A 22,432-nucleotide genomic window follows, 5' to 3' on the forward strand; every position below is an offset into this window, starting at 1 on the left:
TCATGGAATTACCCAGACTCGAAAACGTCGACCTCTCTGGAAAACGCGTTTTCCTGAGAGTGGACTTTAACGTCCCCGTTGAAAACGGTAAAGTCACCGATACAACCAGAATCGAAAAAACTCTGCCTACAATCGAGTTGCTTCTGAAAAAAGGAGCGCGGATCGTAATTGCAAGTCACCTCGGAAGACCGAAGGGACAAGTGAATCCTGAATTCTCACTGGTCCCCGTTGTGGAAACTTTCAAAGGACTTGTAAAGGCAAACGTTCTTTTTTCAAAAACCGTGATCGGAGACGAGGCGGTCAAACTTTCCAAGGAACTGAAAAACGGAGAAATCCTAGTCATTGAGAACGTTCGTTTCCATAAGGAAGAAGAAGAGAACGATCCCGGTTTTTCTAAAAAACTAGCCGCGCTCGCAGACGTTTATGTAAACGACGCTTTCGGTGCGGCGCATAGAGCGCACGCTTCGACCGAAGGAATCGCGCATCTTCTTCCATCGTATGCAGGACTTCTAATGCACAAGGAAATCGTGGAACTTTCCGCTCTACTTTCCAAACCGGCCCGTCCGTTTGTGGCGATCATCGGCGGTTCCAAGGTTTCTTCCAAAATCAAGGTTCTGACCAATCTGTTTGATAAGGTAAATCACCTTCTCATCGGCGGAGGAATGGCTTACACATTCCTAAAGTCCAGAGCGGTTCCCGTTGGAAATTCTCTTGTGGAAAAAGAATTCGAAGTCCAGGCGTTTCAGTTGATCGAAAAAGCGGGAGTTGCGGGAGTCGATCTTCAACTTCCGGTGGATCATATCATCGCGGATCAGTTCAGCGAAAAAGCAAAAACAAAGTCGGTGGATAAGATGGGAATTTTGGACGGTTGGATGGGAATGGACATCGGTTCCAAAACCGTTTCCAATTACGAAAAAATCATCAAGAACGCGGGAACCATTTTTTGGAACGGTCCGATGGGAGTTTTTGAGATGGATAAGTTTGCGGGCGGCACCATGGCTCTTGCCAAAGCGATCGCGAAGTCCAAGGCCAAAACCGTCGTAGGCGGAGGAGATTCCATCGCTGCGATCAACAAGGCCGGAGTCGCGGATAAGATCACTCATATCTCAACCGGCGGAGGCGCTTCTCTCGAATTTATGGAAGGAAGAAAACTTCCAGGCGTGGAAGCGCTGAAGAAAAAAGAATCCGAGTAAACCAGATTCAACGTTTCTTGCAAAGCTTATGAACCGGGCATTCGCTCGGTTTTTTGTTTTAAGAACAAGAACGCGGTAAAAGTTTCCATGAACGAAAAACGACCCAAATTCAAGATACGACCGCCGTGGATCGAGTATCCAGAGAGCTACCCAAGTTGGGGCGGATGGAGACAAGGCGAGAGCGAAAGTTGGTTCTGCAACACATGGTTGCCTTTCTGGAAAGGATTAGGACCGGAGGAACGAAGTTTGTATCTCGAAGATTGGGCGCCTCCGGATGAAGACTGGAATCTTTATTTGACTCATTACTGGTAAGTTCGGTTCCCCTCCCCCGATTCCACGCCTTGAATTGCAAAAGAGTATCTAAGGAATCAGATCGAACTTTCAAAATTCAAAATATTCTAAAATTTGTATATTATTCAGTCCTATAACTTTTCATTCCCCGCCCGCCCTATCGTCTACCGAATCGCCTATCGATACAAAGGCCCGTCCAAATCGTAAGTACATCGTAAAATATCCGGAAATTCCGATCCGAACTGAAAACGGAATACTCTTTTATCGGACCGGGCGGAAGAATGCTCCGGATTCAATTCTTTTGTTTTATAATCGTTTTTCCCTAAGTCAAAACAAGTTAGGTTACGCCTCCCCCAAAAAAAGAACCTCCGATTTTCCGGAAGGCTCATTTCAAACGTAAGACGAAAATTTTTAGAGATCCATTCCTTAGCCGGCCAAAGATCGTATTCGATCACCCCCCAAAAATCAGGATCTCCGAAAGATAAATATCCAAAACCGGTTTCATTCTGCCCAGGACGCATAACGTATCCGATTTCGACTTCTTGAATTCCTTTTTCCAAATTCAATTGAAACTCCGCAACATGAGGAGTGTCATAGACCTTATGCTCCGGATATTTCTTTTGTTCTTTCATAGAATCGGCGAGTTCTTTCAGATAAGGAGAAAGTTCTTTAATGGATTTTTCCGCCTTGGATACGGATGATATTCCATTTCGATTGTGAAGAATTTCCAAAGTAGCGGAGGCAGGAAGAACAAAGTAGAAAAGATAACGTCCTTTTTGTTCCGAATGGATCCGATACACCGCCTTGATCGAACACAGATTCTCGCAGTGTATAAATAATTTTTCCTCTTCTAAACGAACTTCTTTCGATTTGGAAAAAAGAACACTTCCCGGAGCCGCGTTAACCGCCCTCGGAGCCCTACTGTTCGATTGAAGAGAAAGAATCGGGGTCAGAAAACAGATCCAAAAAAATACTCCGACTCGATTGAATGCTAAGAGTAGATCGGAAAAAAACGACTCCGTATTTCGGTTTGTAGAAATTTTCAATCCAAACATAAAAGCCCTTATCCGTTTCAAAAATGTAAATTCTTCGCAAAGAATCGAATTTTTACAGTCAAAAAAATCAATGAAAAATAACGATATAAAAAATCGGATCAAATGATCGAGCGTAACCTCTGGAAAACTGGAATCCGATCGGTCTCAACCTTTTCCTAAAAGATGGATTGTTTATCTTTATGAGTTGGAACCGGTGTGTGGGAACTCTATAAAATCCGGAAACCGTTACTGAAATTCAAATCGTTTACAAAACGTAAAACTTGCGGGTAAAAACGCATGTAAAAAAGCGGAGGGTTTGAGTAGATCGAAGCGCGACGTAAGACAGATCTTTGCGAAAAAATCCTTGTAGTCATTTCCCTTTCCTCCAAACTCTTCCCATCTTTCATGAAATCATCAACGAGGAACGCATGCGTAAGACAGTGATCGCCGGAAATTGGAAAATGAATCTCTCCGAAAAGGAAGCGATTTCCCTGGCACAATCGATCCGAGAAAAAATCCCGTCCATCTCCAAAAACAAAATCTCGATGGTCTTTCCTTCGACACTCCATTTAACGAAAGTTGCAAACATTCTAGAAGGAAGCGGGATCATCGTCGGAGCGCAAAACTGTTATCCCTCCGGACTCGCCGCCTTTACGGGAGAAACCTCTCCCGATCAACTGCGAGAAATCGGAGTCAAAGTGGTGATGATCGGTCACTCCGAAAGAAGACAATTTTTAGGGGAGTCCAGTTTTTTCTGTAATGAAAAGATCCGTTTTCTTTTGAAGAACGGTTTTACGGCTCTTTACTGCGTAGGGGAAACTCTTTCGGAAAGAGAATCCGGAAAAACATTCGAAGTCATTTCTTCTCAAATCAAAGAGGGCCTCAAAGAAATCGAAAGCAACTCATTCTCCAATTTAATCCTGGCTTACGAACCCGTTTGGGCGATCGGAACCGGAAAGGTAGCCACTCCCGCAGAGGCCCAGGATGTACACGCTTTCATTCGCAAAGAAGTGGCGGGACTTTTTGTGGGCGCGTCTTTGGTGGCCGAATCTCTTTCGATCCTTTACGGCGGCTCGGTAAAACCCGACAATATTCAAGATCTCTTAAAACAAAAGGACATAGACGGCGGTCTCGTAGGAGGAGCCAGTCAGAAAATCGATTCGTATGCGGGACTTTTCTAAAACAACGGGACCCGATCGGTAGACCCTTAAGATGAGTATTTTAATTGTCAACCCTCACAGGCTCCATAATCTGGCAAAGGATTCAATTTTTTTTCAGGAACTGATATGTTAAACGGAGCGATTCTTACCCTTTTTGTTTTTGTTTCTCTCTTTCTGGTTCTACTCGTTATGATTCAGACCGGCAAAGGAGGAGGACTTTTAGGAGGAGGCTCCAGCCAATCCGTTTTCGGTTCTTCCACTGCGGATGTTCTTACCAAGGCGACGCGTGTAACGGCGATTTTATTCATCGCTCTTTCTCTGGTTCTTTCTTTCCTCTTTGCTAAAAAAGAAGACAGACTGATGCCGGAAACAACCCCGAATCTGACCGCACCGCCTGAGGAGACCAAAAGTGAAACAACCACACCGACTACGACTCCCGTTCCTACGACGCCGGCTCCTACCACCAATCCTTAATTTCAAATCGGGAAACAACGAAGAAGAATTTTTCTTTCACCGGGAAAACTCTTCTTCCAATCGAAAATCGGTTTCCTTTTTTTTAAACTTCCTGATTTTCCTTCTCGCATTCATAAACGTTTCCGTATTTTCCCAAAACGACGACAAACATCAGAACCGGTCCTCGGATACGGCTTCCATTTTAAACCGAAGAATCTTAAAAATCTACGAAGAACTGGGAGTCGCTCGGGAGTTGTTGAAATTGGAAAAAATGGAATCCGTTCCAAGCGGAACCTACGTTAGTTTCCTCGGAGCCTACCCGAATCGAAAGGGAATCAAGGTCGTAAAACATTCGATTCAGGAAGGAAAAAACGGAATCGAAAAAGCGGAAAGTAAATCGATTCTTTTGGAATTTACCGGGACCACTCTTTCCAAAGTTGTAACGGAAGTAAAAGCCGAGAACGCGGACGGTTCCGATTCGACTGTGATCCGTTTAACGGACGAAACTCCCTTGGATCAAAATGTAGACGATATTCTTCTACAAGCGGATCGAAACGGAAAGGAAGTTCGATATCCCATTCAACTTCTTCCGGATGATCGAGAGAGATCCGACTTTAAGCAGGGATTTTACTTAAAACTTCTGGAAGATTTTCTGATCCAACTCTTAAGGCTTCAAGAGATGCAAAGCCAGGAATCTGCAAAAAATAAAAAAAAGTTACTGCAAACTTTTAAAGATTCTCTACAATATTGAATCTTCATGTCCTCGTTGCAGGAAAATCTCTTAGAAAGAGCCGGTGAACTTCAATCCATCTTGGATGGGATTACCGAGCCGTTGGTATTGATCGATCCGGGATTTCGGATTCGCCGCGTCAATCGGTCTACTCTAGAATTTTCCGGTCAATCTTCGTTTTCTTCCATTATAGGAAAAAAATGTTACGAGGTTCTATACAATCGCGGCGACATTTGTCCTTATTGTCCGATGAAAGAAATGCAACCGGAAGAGGAGAATTTCAATCGATATTTTGAATATCCGAAATCGGACTTGAATCGTGAAATTTTTCATTCGGTCAAAGGTCAGAAAGAAACTTTTTATCTGGACTTTTATCCGATCGAGAAGGACGGAATGATCGGTTCCGTTCTCGAAAAGGTAAGTAATATCACTCGGATCAAGGAAAAGGAAGAGGAAAATCTGAGGATTCGTAACCTCGCCTCTTTGGGAATTTTTATTTCCGGAATCGCACACGAACTCAACAATCCTCTCACCGGAATGAGTTTAACTCTTCAAAGCCTTTTGAACAACCTGACTTCGATCGACCCGGAATTTTTCCGCAAACGTTTGGACATGATGAAAGAGGATCTAACGCGAGCCGCGATGATCGTTACGGACATCATCAGTTTTGCCAAACCGGATCGATTGGTGACCACAACCGCCGACATATACGATACCATTCAAAAGGCGAAAGAGAACGTGATCTGGGTATATCCGGTCCTTTCCAAAAACATTACTTGGGAAATTCTCAGCGAACCCGGAACCATGTTTCAGTTTAATCCCGTAAAGATGGAACGTCTTTTTATCAATTTATTTAAGAATTCCCTGCAAGCCTTAGACTACGGAGAGGGAAAAATCCGAGTGGAAGTCCGTAAAACAAAAAACAGGGTACATATCATCGTGGAAGATAACGCGGGTGGAATTCCGGACAATCTGATCGATAAGATATTTTCCCCGTTTTTTACGAAGAATAAAACCGGAATCGGAACCGGACTCGGACTTTCCATCTGTCATTCCATCGTCAGAGAACACGGCGGCGAACTATCCGTGAAGTCTTTCGAAAGAAAAACCAGATTTCGAGTTTCTCTTCCCTTCTCACAAAATCACGGATATTCCTCCTGATGTATCATATTCTTATCGTGGAAGACATTCATTCGATCCGAGAGGCGATCAAGGATTTACTTTCCGCTCAATATAAAATTTTCGACGCGGAAAACTACGACGAGGCGATTCGTATATTAAACAGCGAAGAGATTCATTTGGTCATCACGGATATTCGAATGCCGGGAAAAACCGGACTCGATCTGATCAAAACGATCCAAAACGAATTTCCGCACATACTTTATACGCTGATGACGGCTTACAACATCAACGACTATATCAACTTCGCCTACAAACACGGAATCTGGAATATCATCCCTAAGTATTCTTTTCTGGATATAAAATTGATCTCAGTGATGGTCCATAAACTTCTCACCGGAAATATTTTCGGCGTGGAAAAATATTTCGGACCCGGTTTTACCATTGAAGAATCCGGAGCCGAAGACAAGGACTTTTCGGTTCCTCACGCGGAAGGAATCGTTTTCAAAAGGATCTATTCGGACGAACAAAGAAATTTTCTCTGCAATCGAATCGCAAAGTTTTTGGTGGAAAAAGGAGCTCCTAACGCGATCAATCAAATCCTGGAAGAATTGACTTCCAACGCGATGATTCGAGCCCCCAGAGATTCCAAAGGAAATTATAAATACCAGTACGAACTCCCTTCCCGAGATCTTGTCATCCCTCTGGAAAACATCCAACTCGCGGAATCGGATTTTTTCGAGATCGGTTATGGAATCGCCGAAAATACGTTCATCATCGTGATTCGAGATCATTTCGGTTCCTTAGATAAGAAGGAAATTCTAAAACGACTGGATCGTCATATTACCGTGGACGAAAACACGGGATTTCCTCCGGGACTTGCCGACTCACACGGTAGAGGTTTGTATATTTGTAGGGAGATTTCGGATCAGTTGATCTTTAATATCGAAAAGGAAAGAAGAACCGAAATCATCGCTCTCCTCGATAAACAAGCGAACAAAAGTTATAAGTCCCTTTCGATTTACGAAGTTTAAACGGTTCGAAAAGATTCCGATTTTCGAAAATCGTAGACCGGTAAAATTTATCGGATCGTTCGATCTTAGATCCGTAGAATCGACTGAAATTCATTTTTCAAATCTCGACGTTCCCAAAAAAAAATCAACCCATCTCCGGAGGCGTAAGAACGTTATGCGGTTCTTTATCCGTACGTTTTGCCGTTCCTTAAGCGATACAAAACCGGAACCTGAACTGCTATATTAGAATAGGCTAAATTACCCTATTCCTAGTTAAATTTCTATCTCCGATAGTTTCGTAAGGATTCAGTGGACCTCGAAACCTTACGGAGAAAAAATATCGTGAACCGCTTTTTAATTTTTGTTTTTATTTTTCTTTCGGCTTGTGCGCCGGCTAAGATATTCAACGTAGCGGATCCCGGAACCGGCGATTTCTGGATTCAATTTTTACTTCGAGGAACCGCCGATCACGATCCGTTTTTACACGAAACGTTTCGCGAAGATTCGCCGCGCTCCTTGGAACTGGACTGGACCTTGTTGATCGGAGCTGTAAACGCGACCACGCGCAATCAAGGTTTTGTCGTGGATCAAAACGGTTTTATCTACGTCGTCGGAAACACAGAAGGAGGCGTTTATAACGCGGGACCGATCGGAACCAGGGATCTCATTCTTGGAAAGTATGATTCGAAAAAAAATACGGTCTGGACGCAACAAATCGGGTCCGCAGGCGTAGACTTAAAGGTTGTAAATTTAGCGGTCGATTCGAACGGAAACGTCTACGTAACCGGCAGCACGGATAATAACGGTTTTTTCACCGCCGCCCTCGCCGGTTCGGAAGATATGTTCGTAATCAAATTCAATCCGGACGGAACCAGAGCTTGGACGACTCAAGCCGGTCCGGCCGGTCCCGATTCCAGAACGATTCCCTCCGGTATTTCCGTAGATACATTCGGAAATTCTTATGTAGTCGGAGAGTCGTCCGGACCCTTCGGAGGTCCGGAGCTTGGGTTTAACGGATTTATCGTTAAGTTTGACTCGAACGGAAACCAGGTTTGGGTCCGTCAACTTTCAATCCCAAACGCTCGCATTCAATCGAATGGAATAACCTTTGACAAAGTTACCGGAAATCTTTATTTGGCCGGCTGGGGAAACGCGAATTTTGAGACGGATACAATTCCGGGCATCGGAACCGAAGACCTTTTTATTCTCAAATACGACTGCAACAACGGAAATAAACGATTTTTCGCCCAACTCGGTTTGCCCTTAAGGACAACTCAGAGCCATTCCGTAGCGGTGGATCCATTCGGAAACGTTTTTGTAAGCGGAGAGAGCGACGGTGATTTCGGATCCGGAGCGGACGGAACCACTGCACTCGGAACCGTAGTAAAATACGATTCGTTCGGCGTTCGGCAATGGATCCGGCAACTCGGTCCGATCCGCAATCGGAGGCACACCTCAATCCAGGCAATGGTAACGGATACGGCCGGGAACGTTTATACGACCGGCTTTACCGCCGGAAATATAGAGAATGAAAGCGACGCTTCCATAGGAACACAAGACGTTTTTCTGACAAAACACAATCCTTCCGGGCAAAGGGAATGGGTCCGGCAGTTTGGCGTTCCCGGAGGAAGTATGTTCGGCAAAGGAATCGGAGTCGATCTTGAAGGAAATCTCTATGTAGCCGGGAATACGGAGGACGGTTTGAACGGCCTTCCATTTCGAGGAGATATCGATCTATTCGTTGTTAAATACAAATAACTATGGGATCCGTATTTTAAAATATTATAATTTATAAAATTATAAATTTCGATAAAGAAACAATTCCTTTTTCGTTTCCAATAAGACCGATCCGTTTTTACCGGAAGGAAAAAAACGGATCGGCAATTCGGAACCTCGGATTTTTTCTTTTTTTAAGATTTTTCCGTCTTCATCGATGAAAAGAATTTCCTGATTTAACTCGGCGGTAAACCAACTTCCGTTGTGATACGCAGTCTGATAAACGCCGTTGTTCGAAGTTCGTTTTAGATCCAGAATTTTCTTTCCGGAAATATCGTGGAACTCGATCCGATTGGGCGCCGCAACGAGCACCTCTCCCGTATTAGAAATCGCTAAATAAAGTTTATGAGGATAAATCGTATCCAAATCAAAAGTGGAAATCTCCTCACCCTTCTCCCCTAAAACGAGAATCTTATCCTTACCCGCATTCAAAAGATGAACGGCGGTTTTGGTTCCGTCGGGAGAAATCGAAATACTCTTTGCAAATACGGGATTTTTTTCGGAACCGAGACCTTTTTTGATTTGAATCGCCCCCTTTGGATCGAGAACGAACAATTCCCCTCCCGAAAAAAGAACCCCCGTTATGAGAGAGGAAGAAGCGAACGTATAATCGGTCAAAAATCGTCCGTCTATTTTTTCGGCCCCGGTCGTGTTCCCGTTGATATCGGATAAGATTACCTGATTATGATCCCCGGCGATGAGTAACACAAGATTTCCGGAAGGGGAAATACGAGGATAACTTCTGTATTCCTTCGTCCAAAACATTTCTCCGGAGGGGGAATAAAAATTCACTTCGGAGCCTATCTTTTTGTATTCAAGATATCCTTTCGCGTTCAACGGATATTCGATCCTCCTTGTGTCGTCTAACGCGATTCCGTTTGAAGAGAGGATCGTATAATACGAATTTTCGAATTTATATCCGTTGATCGTGTCCTCCGAATTCCATAAAAATCTGGGATCGGGCGCCATTCCCGCGTGCGCCGATTTGGAAAAGGCCCATACTTTTTGGATTCCGATCGCGGTGGGATACGGATTCCCTAAAAGATAAAAAAACAAAACGGAAAAAAATAAGCCGAATCCCGTTATGGAAATGAGTTTCATACCGACCTCTTCAAACGATTGTATAACAAATACATTCCGGTATGAGCCGCAAATTCGCGGAAAGAACTTCTAGGAAACGGAAAGTAATGTTCGTGAATTTCCGTTTCTCCGTTTTTTTGTCCGATCCCGAAATAGACTAGTCCCACTTTTTTTTGAGGAGTTCCACCTCCCGGCCCCGCGATTCCGGTTACACTGATCGAATAATCGACTCCAAGAGCGACTAACGCGCCCTCTGCCATTTCTTTCGCCGTCTCCGCACTCACGGCTCCGAACTCGTCCAACGTACCGCGTTTGACTCCGAGAAGTCCGGACTTTACTTCGTTATCGTAGGAGACAACTCCCCCGTAAAAATACGCGGAGGATCCGGGGACATCCGTAAACGTTTTGGCGATCAAACCGCCGGTACAACTTTCGGCCGTCCCTACTTTGATTTTTCTTTCCACCAATAATTTGGGAAGTTCCTCGAATACGTCCGGTGTGGATTTGAGTCCGTAGACCGTGTCCAGTTTTTGGAGCAGATCCTCGACTAACGCGCGATCGGCGGATTGAAAACTTACTCGGATGTATCCCCTTTTGGCCGCTACACCCCATATCACCTTTCCGGTCGTTATCGTCTCCTCTTTAGAAATAAATTCTTTCTGAAATTGGGATTCGCTCATCCACCATATAAATCGAAATCCTGAATACAATTCCTGCGCGGAGAATGTTTTTGTCATCCAAGGTGCAAGTTCGTCCCGAAACATTTCGGTCATTTCTCCCGGAACCCCCGGCATACAAACCAAGTGCGTGTTTTCTCCCAAGGCAACGATAAAACCCGGAGCGATTCCGACGCCGTTATTTAGGATCGTAGAACCTTCCGGAACGGAAACTTGGCGGATCGCGGTTTGCATCGCTTCCTCAAAATTCTTTCCCCGAAGTCTGTACAACGTTTCGATCCTTTTCCTTGCGACCGAACTTTCTTGGGAAACGACTTCTTTTAATTTACAAACCACTTCCAGAGTATAGTCGTCTTCCGTGGGTCCAAGTCCGCCCGTCATCACGATAAGAACCGGGGTTTCCTTCGTCGCAAGAGCGGCTAACGTTCTTAATTCCTCGTCGATCGCGACCGGATCGTCCGGTAAAACTACGAACTTGGAAACCGTAAATCCCATCCCGAAAAGTTCGTTTGCAATCCAGGAGGAATTCGTATCCCGGCTTCTTCCCGCCGTAAGTTCCGAACCTGTGGACAAAACGACGATCCTAGGCGAAAACATCAACTTTCCTTTTCCATTCTTTCCGGCGCGGAAACTCCGATCAACCCGAGCCCTTCCGCAAGTACGTTCTTAGTCGCAAGACAAATTCTTGCAAGCCCGAGACGCACCTCCGGAGACGCATCCTTTAGTTTATTATTCTTTCCTAAATAAAAACCGGTAAAGGCTTTTGCAAAACTCTGCAGATAATTTGTGACACGATGGGGTTCCATCGCATTAGCAGAATCGAATATTTCCTCCGGGAACCTGGCGATCCAAAATAAAAGCCTTTTCCTTTCTTCAGACATTTCTAATATAGCAGCCGCCTCTTTCGAAGTTTCGTTTCCTACTTCCCGAAAAATGGAACAGATCCTTGCGTGTGCGTATTGCAGATAAAAGACCGGATTTTTATCCGATTCGTCTTTTGCAAGATCGAGATCAAAATCCAAAGGAGCGTCGAGCGATCGCATTACGAAAAAGTAACGTCCCACGTCCTTTCCGTGTTTTCCCAAATACCCGATGAGATCGCTCATCGTTTGAAAAGAACCGGCGCGTTTGCTCATTTTTACTTTCTGTCCCGATTCGAGGAGATTGACTTGTTGTGCGACGACCACTTTAAAATTCTCTTTTTTATATCCCAAAGATTGCACCGCTCCGGAAAGCCTCGCGATATAACCGTGATGATCGGGTCCCCAAATATCGTAGATTCTATCGTATCCGCGTTCGATCTTATCCTTATGATAGGCGATATCCGCCAAAAGATACGTGGGCCTTCCGTCGTCGCGAACGACAACCCTATCTTTGTCGTCTCCGTATTCCGTGGAACGAAATACTTTTTTTCCCTCCTCTTCGAAGATCTTTCCGGATTTTTCCAAATCCTTCATCACTTCGAGAACTTTGTCGGCCTCGTGTAACGTGCGTTCGCTGAAATAATTGTCGAACTCGACTCCGAACGAATCCAAATCCTTTCTTTGCCAAACGAGATTGTTTTCCACGGTCCACACCGAACAAAGTTCAGCCAGTTCACGGTATTTTTTTTCCTTCAACAACGTTTCGATTTTAGGGGATTTAACCGGATCTTTTAAGAGAGTATTTGCAATATCTTTAATATACTCCCCCCGATAACCCTCCGCCGGAAGTATGTTCCTTTCCAGGATCGTCTCGATCGGCGTGGAATCGTCCGTTTCCTGCCGGGCGCCGGATTCGCCTTTTAATTCGCGAATCCGAACCAGGGTCGAGACACCGAGCAGAAAAACCTGGTTCCCATAATCGTTAATGTAAAATTCCTTATCCACCTTATGACCGATCGCTTTCAAAAGGGAAGCCATCGCATCTCCGTTGGCGGCTGCGCGTGCGGATACGATATTGAGCGGGCCCGTCGGATTTGCGGACACAAATTCCAAATTGATTTTGAGAGGACGATCGACTTTCGGAAAATAATTTCCCGATAGGATAGACGATTCTATAAACCTTAAAAGAAACGTCGACGAGATCCGGAAATTCACGAAACCGGGAGGGGTGAAATCCACAGTTTCGAACAGATCCGTTCGTTTTTGCAGTATCGCGACCAAATCGCCGGAAACCTGAATCGGATTCTTTTTTAGAATTTTAGAATTTTCTAATGCAAACGAAGTGGAATAATCCCCGAACCTTTCCTCTCTGGAATATTCGATTTTGATCCGGAGCGTTTTTTTTTCAACGTCCGGAAATGCGACCATCAGGGAATCCACCCCTTCTTCCAATGCTTTTAGTACGATTTGTTTGAGTGTTTCATTTTCTTTCATAGAACACATTTTTCTTTCTAGACGTTTCCCAACTGATTTCCAATTCCTGAAATGCCATTTTTTTAAAATTCATCATGGAAACAAGTATTGATCTTTTTCCGCTTTCTTTCGTTTCCGCAACGACCGGAATTTGCACCGGATTTTTTTGATCCCACCGGATATCTAAAATTACGAGAAAAAGTAAAACGCAGAAATAAAACGTAAAAAGTATCGTTTTAAAAAAATTTTCCAAGATTTTCTCCCAAAGCCTCGTAGAGCGTAAGCGCCGATTTCAGCTTCTTTCTTAAGATGGGTTCGAGCATCCGATTACAAATTCTGTCCAGGTCCAGGATGTTTTCAACGGATATTTTTCTTTCCTTTAACTCCCGAAATCGGAGCATCAAAAACGTCTGAATCCACTGCACCAAACCCAGATCGTTCCGATCCCCATGAAGACAATTTCCGCAGATCAGTTCCAAAGGAGAAGTTTGTAAAGTGACGGATATCATCTCCTTCAACTCCGTCCCGCAGGAATGACACAGAAGTTCCTTGGAAAGAAATCCTCCGGAAACGAGAAGACGTAATTTGAAAAAAGGAATGAGTAAAGCGGATGGGCCGTTTTCCTCCAATTCTTCCAAAGCCCCGAAAAGAAGACGAAATTCTCCGGGATGTTCCCCTCCGTCCGGAGTAAAGGAAGAAGCCAACTCCACAAGATACGATACGAGTACGGTACCCAAATAACCCGACTTCGCTTTATCAAAACGATTGATAAGCGAAATCTCTTTTACGTTATGCGTCTCTTTGTTTTTGGAATGATAATAGTCCACGTCGGAAAGCGAACCCGGCTCCACGGACGCCATCGGTCTCGTTTTGCTTTTTTTTATTCCCCGGACACGAAAATTCTCCACTTGACCCGTCTCCGGCAAAAGCCGAATGATTGCGTCTCCGTCTTGAATCGTCTTCGATTCCAAAACGATTCCTCGCGTTTTTCTCAAAGCCCCCGGAGTATTTCCAGACATTCGTCTTCCTTCGATTTCATGATTTTTTCCTCTTCCTCTCCCCGTTCGTGATCGTAGCCGAGAAGATGCAAAAATCCGTGAACGAGAAGTCGATAAAACTCTTCCTTTGACGAATGTCCGATCTCGGCGGCCTGTCTTTCGAGCGTATCGACGGAGATAACAATTTCGCCTAACGCAATCGGCGGGAAAGAATCGGAATCGAAACGTTTTATTCCTTGAAGAACGTTTCGTAAAGGGGAAAAATCGAACTCCAACGGAAAGGAAAGTACATCCGTAGTTTTATCCTTCCCTCTTCTCAAAAGATTGATTTCCTTCATATCGAAATCGTCCACGAGCAAAAGGCTGAGTTCGCAGGGAGAATTTTCGAATTCTTTGCGGAAAAGAATTCCGCAGTTCAAAAGAACCTCTTCTTCGTTCCACCACGAAATATTTCCGTAATCGTTCGAAATGGAGACGATCGATTTCATTTCCCCGAAGCGGTTTTGGTTTGTTTGTGTCCGTTAGCGGAATGCGCCGCATTCTTTTTTTCTAATGCTTTGGTCGCTTCCATACTCGGATATTTCGGTCTGGAATGTAGACTGGACAACAAAACTTCCTTAAACGAAGCTTTGATTACTTCAAGATCGCCTAACGTTAGTCCGCATTCGTCCAGTTGATTTTCGGCAAGTTTGATTCCGATGATTTTCGTGATGAGGTTGTCCAAGGATTCAAGCGTGATTTCATCCAGAGAACGGGAAGCCGCTTCGAGAGAATCCGCGATCATTACGATGGCGGTTTCCTTTCTCTGAGGTTTCGGACCCGGATATTGAAAGTCCCGTTTGTTCAACTTTTTCTTTTGTGTCGGAGAAAGTTCGGACAATGCTTTATGATAAAAAAAAGCCATCGTGGACGTTCCGTGGTGTTCGGGTATGAAGTCGATCACCTCTCTCGGCAGTCTGGCTTTTTTCGCCATCTCGATTCCGTCTAACACGTGATCGATGACGATCTTTGCGGCAAGAGCCGGATTGTTCTTATCGATGTTTTCTTTTTTGGGAATCAAATGCTGGTTTTCCACAAAAAAACCCGCGTTCGGAATTTTACCGATATCGTGAAAATAAACTCCGACTCTTGTGAGGAGCCAATCGAGTCCGAGGTTTTGGCACGCACGTTCCGAAAGAGCCGCAACCAAAAACGTATGTGTGTATGTGGAAGGGGCCTTGGTTAAAAGATCCTGCAACAACGGATGTCCCGTATCCGCGAGTTCCATCAGTTTAAAACGAGTGGGAACGTTAAAAAGATATTCGTAGATCGGAAGCAAAAACTGAGCCGCGGTTGAACAGGCAAATCCGTTGATCAGACAAAGAACGTATAACTTAAAAATATTGGATTCGATCAAATCTTTGAGCCAGGAACCGCTCGGAATCGCGACCCAATAATTGCGGGAATCGAAAAGATAACCGCTGGAAGCGATGATGATCTGAACGCCCGCGATATACAAACCCGCTTTGATGAAGTCGATTCGTTTCCTGAGATTTCTTCCGTAACTCGCCGAAACGATGCAGGAAACAAATCCGAGCATAAACGAAGTCGGATTGTAATGCGAAGCCATAAATACGAAAAACGAAAGATAAAATCCGATCGCGATGGAAAGTTGTTCGTCGTAGATAAAACTGACGATCAGACAGACCATTCCCACGGGAACGAACAAGGCGAAATAAAAGATGGAATCGTATTTGGTTTCGAAGTTGAAAAAGATCCTGGAAGCGACAGTACAACTTAAAACCAAAAACCAAATCAAAGAGAACACGATCACGTTACTCGAAACGTCGTTCAACCGTTTCGGATTGTATTTTTTCAAAAAAATATAAATGATAACCACAAAAACGGTTTGAATGAGCAGAATCGATACGATCGATGCAATGTTCGCGCGAGTGGCGTACGTGTTTACAATTTGCAATTTTTTGAATATTTCCGGAGTGATGATCTCTCCGGACTTTACGATATTCTCCCCCGCTAAAATCCGCGAATTGATCGGCTCGGCTCGGTCCGCCGCAAACTTCTTAGCGGCAAGAGTTTCCTCGGCATTATAAGAACAGGAAGGATTGGAATAGATATAACTTAAGGAAATTTTTTGAATGATCGGAAGAACCGCCGGATCCATTCGGGAAAGTTTTTCCTGAGCCATCCGATTGAGAATATTAACCGTGTCCGGATCCCGATACAAAAACGACCTGGGAACGATATATGCGCCTTCCAAGTTCGAAATCTGTTCCTTGATCCCCTGATTACGGACGCGCGCACCCGAAACTTTCAGAGTCGCTTAATCGGGCGGCAAATCCCGCAATATGCAAAAAGAAGAAAATACTAAATTAGAATATTGTTGAACGAGGTCCTTGAGTTTTCCCTTCCCCGGTGTTTTGTATAAAAGTTCGATCTCTTCTTTGGAACGATTCTTCCATCGGGGAACAACACTCAAAAGTTCGGGATACGCTCTTCCCTCCGCACTCGGTTTGAAGGAACGAAAGTTTTCCATATCCTCTTGAATGGCGTTATTGATCTGATCTTGAAGAGGTGTATAGTCGCGATCGAAAACGAAAGGAGCCGATTGATAAGCGGAAAGTTTTTTGGCCTTGGTCTTATCCTCGTCTTCGTAGACGATCTCTTTTGCGGAAACGATCTTTTCGGGAGCGGTTTTACCTTCGGAATACAATCCGTCCGGAGAAAGGTCCATCTTATCCTGACCGAAAAAAGGAATGGCGAGCATCCAAGTCACCATGAACAAAGTGATGACGACTAGAACGACCTGAAGTCTGCGAACGAATAAAATCGGACGGACTCTCGTAAGAGTATCCGTAATCCAAGCCATAGCGGATTCGATCTGTTCTCCCGGACTGGGCATACGATCACAACTCCTCGAACTTACGAACGATTACTTCCACAAGCGGGTGTCTGGTGATATCTTCTTTGCCGAAAAACACCATTCCGATTTGATCCGTGTTTTTGAATAAAGTCACCACTTTTTCAAGACCCGAACGTCCGTGATCCAAGTCGATCTGAGTCGAGTCTCCGGAAATACACATTCTCGAATTACGTCCCAAACGAGTCATAATCATTTTGAGTTGCGCCAAGGTACAATTTTGCGCTTCATCCAAAATGATAAACGCATTGGAAAGAGTTCTGCCTCGCATAAACGCAACGGGAGCGATTTCGATTTTTGTAAGTGCGATGTGTTCCTGCGTTTTTTCGGCGCCTATACATTCGTTTAAAGCGTCGTAAACCGGACGTAAATAAGGATCCACCTTCTGGTTGAGATCCCCCGGCAAAAAACCCAGATTTTCTCCCGCCTCGACGGCAGGTCTTGTAAGAATGATTTTATCGATCGCGCCGCTCTGCAAAAGACGGCAAGCGGTCGCCACGGAAAGGAAGGTCTTTCCGGTTCCGGCGGGACCGAGTGCGAACGTGATCAGATTCTCCTGAAAGGATCGGAAATAAATTTCCTGATTTCTGGTTCGAGGAAATATCTGTTTTCCACGATATGTGGTGAGAATTTTTTCGCTCGGTTTCCAAGGAGTGGGTTCCGTTTCCCTCGCCCTTTTTTTGCGAAGTTCCTTACCTGCGTCTTTTAGAATATAAGAAAAATCGAATGAATCGATAAAATCCCGGTCCGGACGTTCCCTGTAGTTCGCCTCGAGTTTTTTAAAGAAGTCTAATGCGAATTCCACCTTGGCGGGATCGCCCTCGATCTGAAAACCGTTTCCCCTCGGGAGGATATCCATCTCGAGTTGTTTTTCGAGAGTTTTGACCCCGTCGTCGTTGATCCCGCAGATCTTACGATACAGATCCTGATTCTCGAAGTTAAACTGTTCTTTGCGCAATTTATACCTTTACCAGTTTGATCTTCAACTCTTGAAGTTGTTTTTCCTCGACGGGAGAAGGACATTCGCTCATGAGACAAATTCCTTTTTGCGTTTTCGGGAAAGCGATCACGTCCCGGATCGACTTGCCTCCCGTAAGGAGCATGAGTATTCTATCGATTCCAAACGCCAAACCTCCGTGAGGCGGAGCTCCGAACTCAAGCGCCTCGAGCAAAAACCCGAATTTTTCCTTGGCCTCTTCTTCTTCGATTCCGAGAACTTTAAAAACTTGATTTTGAATGTCGCGGGAATGAATCCGTATCGAACCGCCTCCGATCTCGACTCCGTTCATCACGAGGTCGTAGGCTTTCGCAGTCGTGTTACCCGCGTTCTTTTGAAGGGTCTCCATAGATTCAAAATACGGAATACTATCGTCCGAAGGAGAAGTGAACGGGTGATGCAAAGCGTCCCAACGTTTGTGGTCCTTGTTCCACTCGAACATGGGAAAGTCCACGATCCAAGTGATATTGATCTCCCCTTCTTTCGGAGTTTCAAAACGTTCGGAAAGTTTGAGACGAAGAGCGCCTAACGAGTGATTGACGATCTCCCTTTCGTCCGCGCCGAAGAACAACATGTCCCCTTCTTTCGAACCGCAGGCCTTGGAAATCGCGTCCAACTCTTCTTTTTTAAAACGTTTCGTGATTGTGGATTCGAGACCTTCCGCGCCGTGTTTCATGTAGGCGAGACCTTTCGCTTTGTAGTCCCGATTCAGCCATGCCGTGTAGTCTTCGATTTCCTTTCTGGAAATTGTAGAACCGCCGGGAACACAAACAACTTTTACTTTTCCACCGCCTTTTACGGCGCCGGAGAATACGTTGAAGTCGCAGTCCTGAACGATTTCGGAAACGTCCACGAGTTTCATACCGAAACGAAGATCCGGTTTATCGGAGCCGTATTCTTCCATCGCGGTTTTATAAGTCATTCTCGGAAACGGAGTCATCAGAGGAATATTAAAAACTTCCTTATAAACTGCGGAAATCAGTCCTTCCATTTCCGCGAGAATTTCTTCCTGACTGACAAAGGAGAATTCCATATCGAGCTGAGTAAACTCGGGTTGTCTGTCCGCGCGTAAGTCTTCGTCCCGGAAACACTTTACGATCTGAAAGTAACGTTCCATTCCTCCGACCATCAAAATCTGTTTGAAGATCTGAGGAGATTGAGGAAGCGCGTAAAACTGATTCGGATTGAGACGGGAGGGAACTAAAAAGTCCCGTGCTCCTTCGGGAGTGGATTTGTTTAAGATCGGAGTTTCGATTTCCATGAACTTGCGTTTGTTAAGATAATTACGAATTGCGAATATGAACTCGTGCCGTTTGAGCATCCGGTTTTTGAGTTCTTCCCTTCTGAAATCCAGATAACGGTATTTTAACTTTAGTTCTTCCGAAACGTCGTCGAACTCGTCCAAAGAAAACGGAGGAGTTTTGGAAACATTCAAAATTTCTAATTGATCCAAAACGACTTCGATCGTTCCGGTTTGCATTCTGGGATTGATGGATTCTGCGTCTCTTTTTTTGAGGGTTCCGGTGACTGCCAAAACGTATTCGGAACGAACCTTCTCGGCAAGGATAAACGCGTCGCCCAAAAGTTCCTTACGCGCCACAACTTGGATGATCCCGGTTCTATCTCTAAGATCGATGAAGATCACCCCGCCTTGATCCCTAAAACGAAACGACCAGCCGTAAAGAACGATCTTTTTACCTTCTTGGGATTCGTTCAATTCTCCCGCCCAAGAACGATGTTTATAATTTTCCTGAATCCACTGTTTCAATGATTTCCGTTTCCTATAAAAGACCTTAAAACCGGTCTATGATTAATCTATATTATCAAATCTGCTAAGCTCGGGCCTAAAGGCAAGATGAAAAGAACCGATAGGGCCCGAGCGGTTTTTAGCGATGATGATTTCCGCCTTACCTCGCATCTCCGGACTGATCTCGTCTTCTCCCTTTACCTTTTCTTCCCGATAAATAAACGAAACGATATCGGCGTCCTGCTCGATCGCACCCGATTCCCTAAGGTCGGAGAGTTGAGGTTTTTGGTCCTTGGATCTTTGTTCCACCGCGCGGGACATCTGCGAAAGTGCGATGATCGGACATCGCGCTTCCTTTGCCATCTGTTTGAGAGAACGGGAAATCGAAGCGACCTCTTGCTGACGACCCCCGTCCTTGTTTTTCGGATCGCTCATAAGCTGAAGATAATCCACGACAATCAGACCGATCTTTTCTGTGGTGAGAAGTTTACGCACTCTGCCTTTGAAGTCGTCTATCGTCAAACCTCCGGAGTCGTCGATGTAGATCGGAGCCGCGGTAACCCGAACGATGGACTCCAAAAGTTTGGGAGCGTCCGCGCGAGTGAGTTCCGATTTTTTGAGTTTCATCGATTCCACTTGAGAATCGGCGCAGACCATCTTGAGAAGGAGTTCGATCCGACTCATTTCGAGGGAAAAGATGACCACGGGTTGATTGTAGACCAAGGCCACGTTAGACGCTATGTTGAGAGCGAACGTGGTCTTACCGTTTCCGGGACGAGCCGCGAGGATCATGAGTTCGTGTTCTTTGAGACCGGAGGTCGCCTCGTCGAGTTTGGTAAAGTTGGTGCGAAGACCGGTGATCTGTCCCCGATTCTTCATGATTTCCATGATGTAATCGGAAAGAGCAACCTTGTCCGAAGAAACGGGAAGCAGACCTTTCGCGTCTATGTTTCTCGAAATTTCGGTGAGATTTTTTTCAACCGTATTGAAAACGGATTCGTTGTCGCCGGGTTCCTTGCGGATGAGTTCCAAAGATTCCTGAAGAATCTTGGCGTACATTCTCCGTTCCGAAAAACGTTTGATTCGGGTCGCGTAATACGCAAGAGGTTGAGTGACTACCGTATCCCGGTAAAGAGAATAGATATAATTGAATTCTTTTTCCTCGTCTTTGAGGAGAGAATTTTCTTTGAGAAAGTTCAGGACGGAAACAGGATCGATTGTGATCCGTTTGTCCACAAGATCGGCGATCCCCCGATAGACCCTTCTGTGGAGATCCACATAAAAATCTTCGGGAGCGACCGGAATGTCGATGAGATTGTCCGCTCCTTTGAGAAGCAGGAATCCTAAAAAGGCCCTTTCGGATTCCGGTTCGTATAAGGAGTCGGACTGCATGGTCCCTTAAAGAAAAATCACTCTTCTTCTTTTTTGACGTGGAGAGTAATTACAGGCTGAATTCCTTCCGCAAGACGAATCTTGATTTTATAAGAACCCAAGCTGCGAATCGGCTCCGCGATTTCGATCTTTCTTTTATCCAATTCGAAACCGTTCTTTTTCAGGATGGAAGCGACGTCCATCGGAGTTACGGCTCCGAATAATTTTTCACCCCCGCCGGTTTTAACGAGGATATCGTATTCTTTCCCGTTCAGGTTTGAAGAAAAACCTTCCATCGATTTCTTACGTTTTTCTTTTTTGAGTTCACCCAATTTCTTTTGGTGAAGAGCGGCTTTTGTGTTTCCTTCGTTGGCGCGAACCGCGAGCCGTTTCGGAAATAAGAAATTTCTGGCGTAACCGTCGGCTACTTCCTTCAGGTCGCCTGCATCTCCGAGGTTGATAACGTCTTTTTGTAAGATCACTCTCATGTTGGTACCTCAGTTCACCTTGTAAGGAAGAAGACCGATACTTCTTGCTTTGCGAATTTCGCGGGCAAGAACTCTTTGATAACGAGCGCTGGTTCCCGTGATTCTTCTCGGGATGATTTTACCGCGATTGGTAATGAATCTTTCCAAAAGTTCGATGTTCTTATAATTGATTTGTTTTGCAAGTTCCGGATCGGCCGTAAAACGGCAGACTTTTTTCTTGTATTTGTTCTGTTTTCTCTGCGGTTTCCCTTCCATTTCTCCGGAAGATGATTCGCTGGGTTCCGGTCTTTCGGAACGTTCTTCTTTGATTTCATTCTCGCTCATAAATTACCTCATTAAAACGGTATGTCGTCGTCGCCATCCGGCGCAGGGCTGTAGTATTCCGGAGAGGATGGATAAGAATTTCCTCCGGAAGAAGAGGATTCTCTCGGAGAGGAAGAAGAATCGTCTCTCGAACCGAGGAATTGAAAATTCTCCACGACGATTCGAATCCGAGACGCTTTTTTTCCTTCGGGCGTTTCCCATGTATCCTGTTTCAATCTTCCTTCAATGGCAATCTGCTTTCCTTTTTTGCAGTATTGTTGCATGATATCGGCCGGTTTTCCCCAGACCTCACAATCGAAGAAATGAGACTCTTCCCTTTTTTCTCCGTTAGACACATAGGTCCGGCCATTCGCCAGGGAGAAGTTTACGAGAGAAGTCCCGTTGATCGATTTGAACTCCGGGTCCCGCGTTAGGCGGCCGACCAGAGTCACTCTGTTGATATCATTAGCCATTGAGGCGCACAACCATGGAACGCAAAATGTTCTGGTTGATTAGGAATTCCTTTTCCACTTTTTCAATGGCGTTCGGATCCGCGCTGCATTTGTAGTGGTGGAAAATTCCCTGCTCTTCGTGTTGGATCGGATGCCAGAGTTTTCTTTGGCCCCAATCTTCGTCGGAGGTGACACTCACGGAAAATTTCTTCAAAGTATCCTGAACTTCGGACTTTGCAACTTCCCTAGAGCTCACGCGTGTAATGGTGGTGAGTTCGTAATTTCTCAAAAGTTTCC

At 45.0% G+C, this 22,432-nt stretch carries 22 protein-coding genes and 1 pseudogene; 8 read left to right on the plus strand and 15 right to left on the minus strand.

Annotation, left to right across the window (positions count from 1 at the left end):
- Window positions 1-2: 2 nt before the first annotated feature.
- Both LEP1GSC060_RS16585 and LEP1GSC060_RS20395 read left to right on the plus strand, forming a co-directional pair.
- Window positions 3-1,193, plus strand: a complete 1,191-nt coding sequence (locus LEP1GSC060_RS16585) for a phosphoglycerate kinase (protein ID WP_003009680.1) — start codon at window positions 3-5, stop codon at window positions 1,191-1,193.
- A gap of 87 nt (window positions 1,194-1,280) precedes the next feature.
- Window positions 1,281-1,505 (plus strand): hypothetical protein, encoded by a 225-nt coding sequence (locus LEP1GSC060_RS20395; protein ID WP_036096913.1) that lies wholly within the window; start codon window positions 1,281-1,283, stop codon window positions 1,503-1,505.
- A 155-nt stretch (window positions 1,506-1,660) separates the two neighbouring features.
- On the opposite strand, the gene LEP1GSC060_RS16595 is transcribed toward LEP1GSC060_RS20395, so the two are convergent.
- Window positions 1,661-2,539 carry a hypothetical protein gene (locus LEP1GSC060_RS16595; protein ID WP_003009654.1) on the minus strand — a complete coding sequence of 293 codons (879 nt, stop codon included), beginning with the start codon at window positions 2,537-2,539 and terminating at the stop codon, window positions 1,661-1,663.
- 407 nt (window positions 2,540-2,946) lie between these two features.
- On the opposite strand from LEP1GSC060_RS16595, the gene tpiA reads away from it, so the two are divergent.
- The 6 genes from tpiA to LEP1GSC060_RS16625 all read left to right on the plus strand — a co-directional run bounded on the left by tpiA (window position 2,947) and on the right by LEP1GSC060_RS16625 (window position 8,751).
- The gene (gene tpiA, locus LEP1GSC060_RS16600; protein ID WP_036096992.1) at window positions 2,947-3,699 is read left to right on the plus strand and encodes a triose-phosphate isomerase; all 753 of its coding nucleotides are present in this window, start codon (window positions 2,947-2,949) and stop codon (window positions 3,697-3,699) included.
- 105 nt (window positions 3,700-3,804) lie between these two features.
- The gene (gene secG / locus LEP1GSC060_RS16605; protein ID WP_003009396.1) at window positions 3,805-4,152 is read left to right on the plus strand and encodes a preprotein translocase subunit SecG; all 348 of its coding nucleotides are present in this window, start codon (window positions 3,805-3,807) and stop codon (window positions 4,150-4,152) included.
- A 91-nt stretch (window positions 4,153-4,243) separates the two neighbouring features.
- Window positions 4,244-4,882: an endostatin-like outer membrane lipoprotein LenA gene (gene lenA, locus LEP1GSC060_RS16610; RefSeq protein ID WP_036096994.1), complete on the plus strand. Its 639-nt coding sequence runs from the start codon at window positions 4,244-4,246 to the stop codon at window positions 4,880-4,882.
- Between the two features lie 6 nt (window positions 4,883-4,888).
- On the plus strand, window positions 4,889-6,022 hold the full coding sequence (locus LEP1GSC060_RS16615; RefSeq protein ID WP_003009930.1) for an LIC_12097 family sensor histidine kinase: 1,134 nt from the start codon (window positions 4,889-4,891) through the stop codon (window positions 6,020-6,022).
- On the plus strand, window positions 6,022-7,014 hold the full coding sequence (locus LEP1GSC060_RS16620) for a response regulator transcription factor (RefSeq protein ID WP_003009714.1): 993 nt from the start codon (window positions 6,022-6,024) through the stop codon (window positions 7,012-7,014). Before LEP1GSC060_RS16615 ends, LEP1GSC060_RS16620 begins: the two co-directional genes overlap by 1 nt.
- Before the next feature lie 321 nt (window positions 7,015-7,335).
- Window positions 7,336-8,751, plus strand: a complete 1,416-nt coding sequence (locus tag LEP1GSC060_RS16625) for an SBBP repeat beta-propeller lipoprotein, LipL53 family (RefSeq protein ID WP_003009898.1) — start codon at window positions 7,336-7,338, stop codon at window positions 8,749-8,751.
- A 39-nt stretch (window positions 8,752-8,790) separates the two neighbouring features.
- Here LEP1GSC060_RS16625 and LEP1GSC060_RS16630 read toward each other — a convergent pair whose 3' ends face one another.
- The 14 genes and pseudogenes from LEP1GSC060_RS16630 to rpsF form a co-directional block, all read right to left on the minus strand.
- A complete protein-coding gene (locus tag LEP1GSC060_RS16630) occupies window positions 8,791-9,870 on the minus strand; it encodes a hypothetical protein (protein ID WP_003009913.1) in 1,080 nt (359 codons plus the stop codon).
- Entirely contained in the window at window positions 9,867-11,123 is a 1,257-nt protein-coding gene (locus LEP1GSC060_RS16635) for a nicotinamide-nucleotide amidohydrolase family protein (RefSeq protein WP_003009482.1), read from the minus strand. Before LEP1GSC060_RS16635 ends, LEP1GSC060_RS16630 begins: the two co-directional genes overlap by 4 nt.
- The gene (argS, locus tag LEP1GSC060_RS16640; RefSeq protein ID WP_003009718.1) at window positions 11,123-12,883 is read right to left on the minus strand and encodes an arginine--tRNA ligase; all 1,761 of its coding nucleotides are present in this window, start codon (window positions 12,881-12,883) and stop codon (window positions 11,123-11,125) included. The genes LEP1GSC060_RS16635 and argS overlap by 1 nt, the downstream gene beginning before the upstream one ends.
- Window positions 12,870-13,115 carry a hypothetical protein gene (locus tag LEP1GSC060_RS16645; protein WP_003009838.1) on the minus strand — a complete coding sequence of 82 codons (246 nt, stop codon included), beginning with the start codon at window positions 13,113-13,115 and terminating at the stop codon, window positions 12,870-12,872. Before LEP1GSC060_RS16645 ends, argS begins: the two co-directional genes overlap by 14 nt.
- Window positions 13,099-13,881 carry a DNA repair protein RecO gene (gene recO / locus LEP1GSC060_RS16650; RefSeq protein ID WP_003009937.1) on the minus strand — a complete coding sequence of 261 codons (783 nt, stop codon included), beginning with the start codon at window positions 13,879-13,881 and terminating at the stop codon, window positions 13,099-13,101. The genes LEP1GSC060_RS16645 and recO overlap by 17 nt, the downstream gene beginning before the upstream one ends.
- On the minus strand, window positions 13,854-14,279 hold the full coding sequence (gene ybeY, locus LEP1GSC060_RS16655) for an rRNA maturation RNase YbeY (protein ID WP_036096996.1): 426 nt from the start codon (window positions 14,277-14,279) through the stop codon (window positions 13,854-13,856). Before ybeY ends, recO begins: the two co-directional genes overlap by 28 nt.
- A 65-nt stretch (window positions 14,280-14,344) precedes the next feature.
- Window positions 14,345-16,759, minus strand: a pseudogene (locus LEP1GSC060_RS16660) (HD family phosphohydrolase).
- Window positions 16,760-16,763: 4 nt separating this feature from the next.
- The gene (locus LEP1GSC060_RS16665; RefSeq protein WP_196221667.1) at window positions 16,764-17,636 is read right to left on the minus strand and encodes a PhoH family protein; all 873 of its coding nucleotides are present in this window, start codon (window positions 17,634-17,636) and stop codon (window positions 16,764-16,766) included.
- Between the two features lie 100 nt (window positions 17,637-17,736).
- Window positions 17,737-19,542, minus strand: a complete 1,806-nt coding sequence (gene aspS / locus LEP1GSC060_RS16670) for an aspartate--tRNA ligase (RefSeq protein ID WP_003009630.1) — start codon at window positions 19,540-19,542, stop codon at window positions 17,737-17,739.
- Window positions 19,543-19,584: 42 nt separating this feature from the next.
- Window positions 19,585-20,913: a replicative DNA helicase gene (gene dnaB / locus LEP1GSC060_RS16675; protein WP_003009921.1), complete on the minus strand. Its 1,329-nt coding sequence runs from the start codon at window positions 20,911-20,913 to the stop codon at window positions 19,585-19,587.
- A gap of 17 nt (window positions 20,914-20,930) precedes the next feature.
- On the minus strand, window positions 20,931-21,380 hold the full coding sequence (rplI, locus tag LEP1GSC060_RS16680; RefSeq protein ID WP_003009773.1) for a 50S ribosomal protein L9: 450 nt from the start codon (window positions 21,378-21,380) through the stop codon (window positions 20,931-20,933).
- Between the two features lie 9 nt (window positions 21,381-21,389).
- A complete protein-coding gene (gene rpsR / locus LEP1GSC060_RS16685) occupies window positions 21,390-21,704 on the minus strand; it encodes a 30S ribosomal protein S18 (RefSeq protein ID WP_003009547.1) in 315 nt (104 codons plus the stop codon).
- Between the two features lie 11 nt (window positions 21,705-21,715).
- Window positions 21,716-22,156, minus strand: a complete 441-nt coding sequence (locus LEP1GSC060_RS16690; protein ID WP_036096914.1) for a single-stranded DNA-binding protein — start codon at window positions 22,154-22,156, stop codon at window positions 21,716-21,718.
- Window positions 22,149-22,424 (minus strand): 30S ribosomal protein S6, encoded by a 276-nt coding sequence (gene rpsF, locus LEP1GSC060_RS16695; protein ID WP_036096915.1) that lies wholly within the window; start codon window positions 22,422-22,424, stop codon window positions 22,149-22,151. The genes LEP1GSC060_RS16690 and rpsF overlap by 8 nt, the downstream gene beginning before the upstream one ends.
- Between the last annotated feature and the right edge of the window lie 8 nt (window positions 22,425-22,432).

This window comes from Leptospira weilii serovar Ranarum str. ICFT, from assembly GCF_000332415.1.
Lineage (GTDB): Bacteria > Spirochaetota > Leptospiria > Leptospirales > Leptospiraceae > Leptospira > Leptospira weilii_A.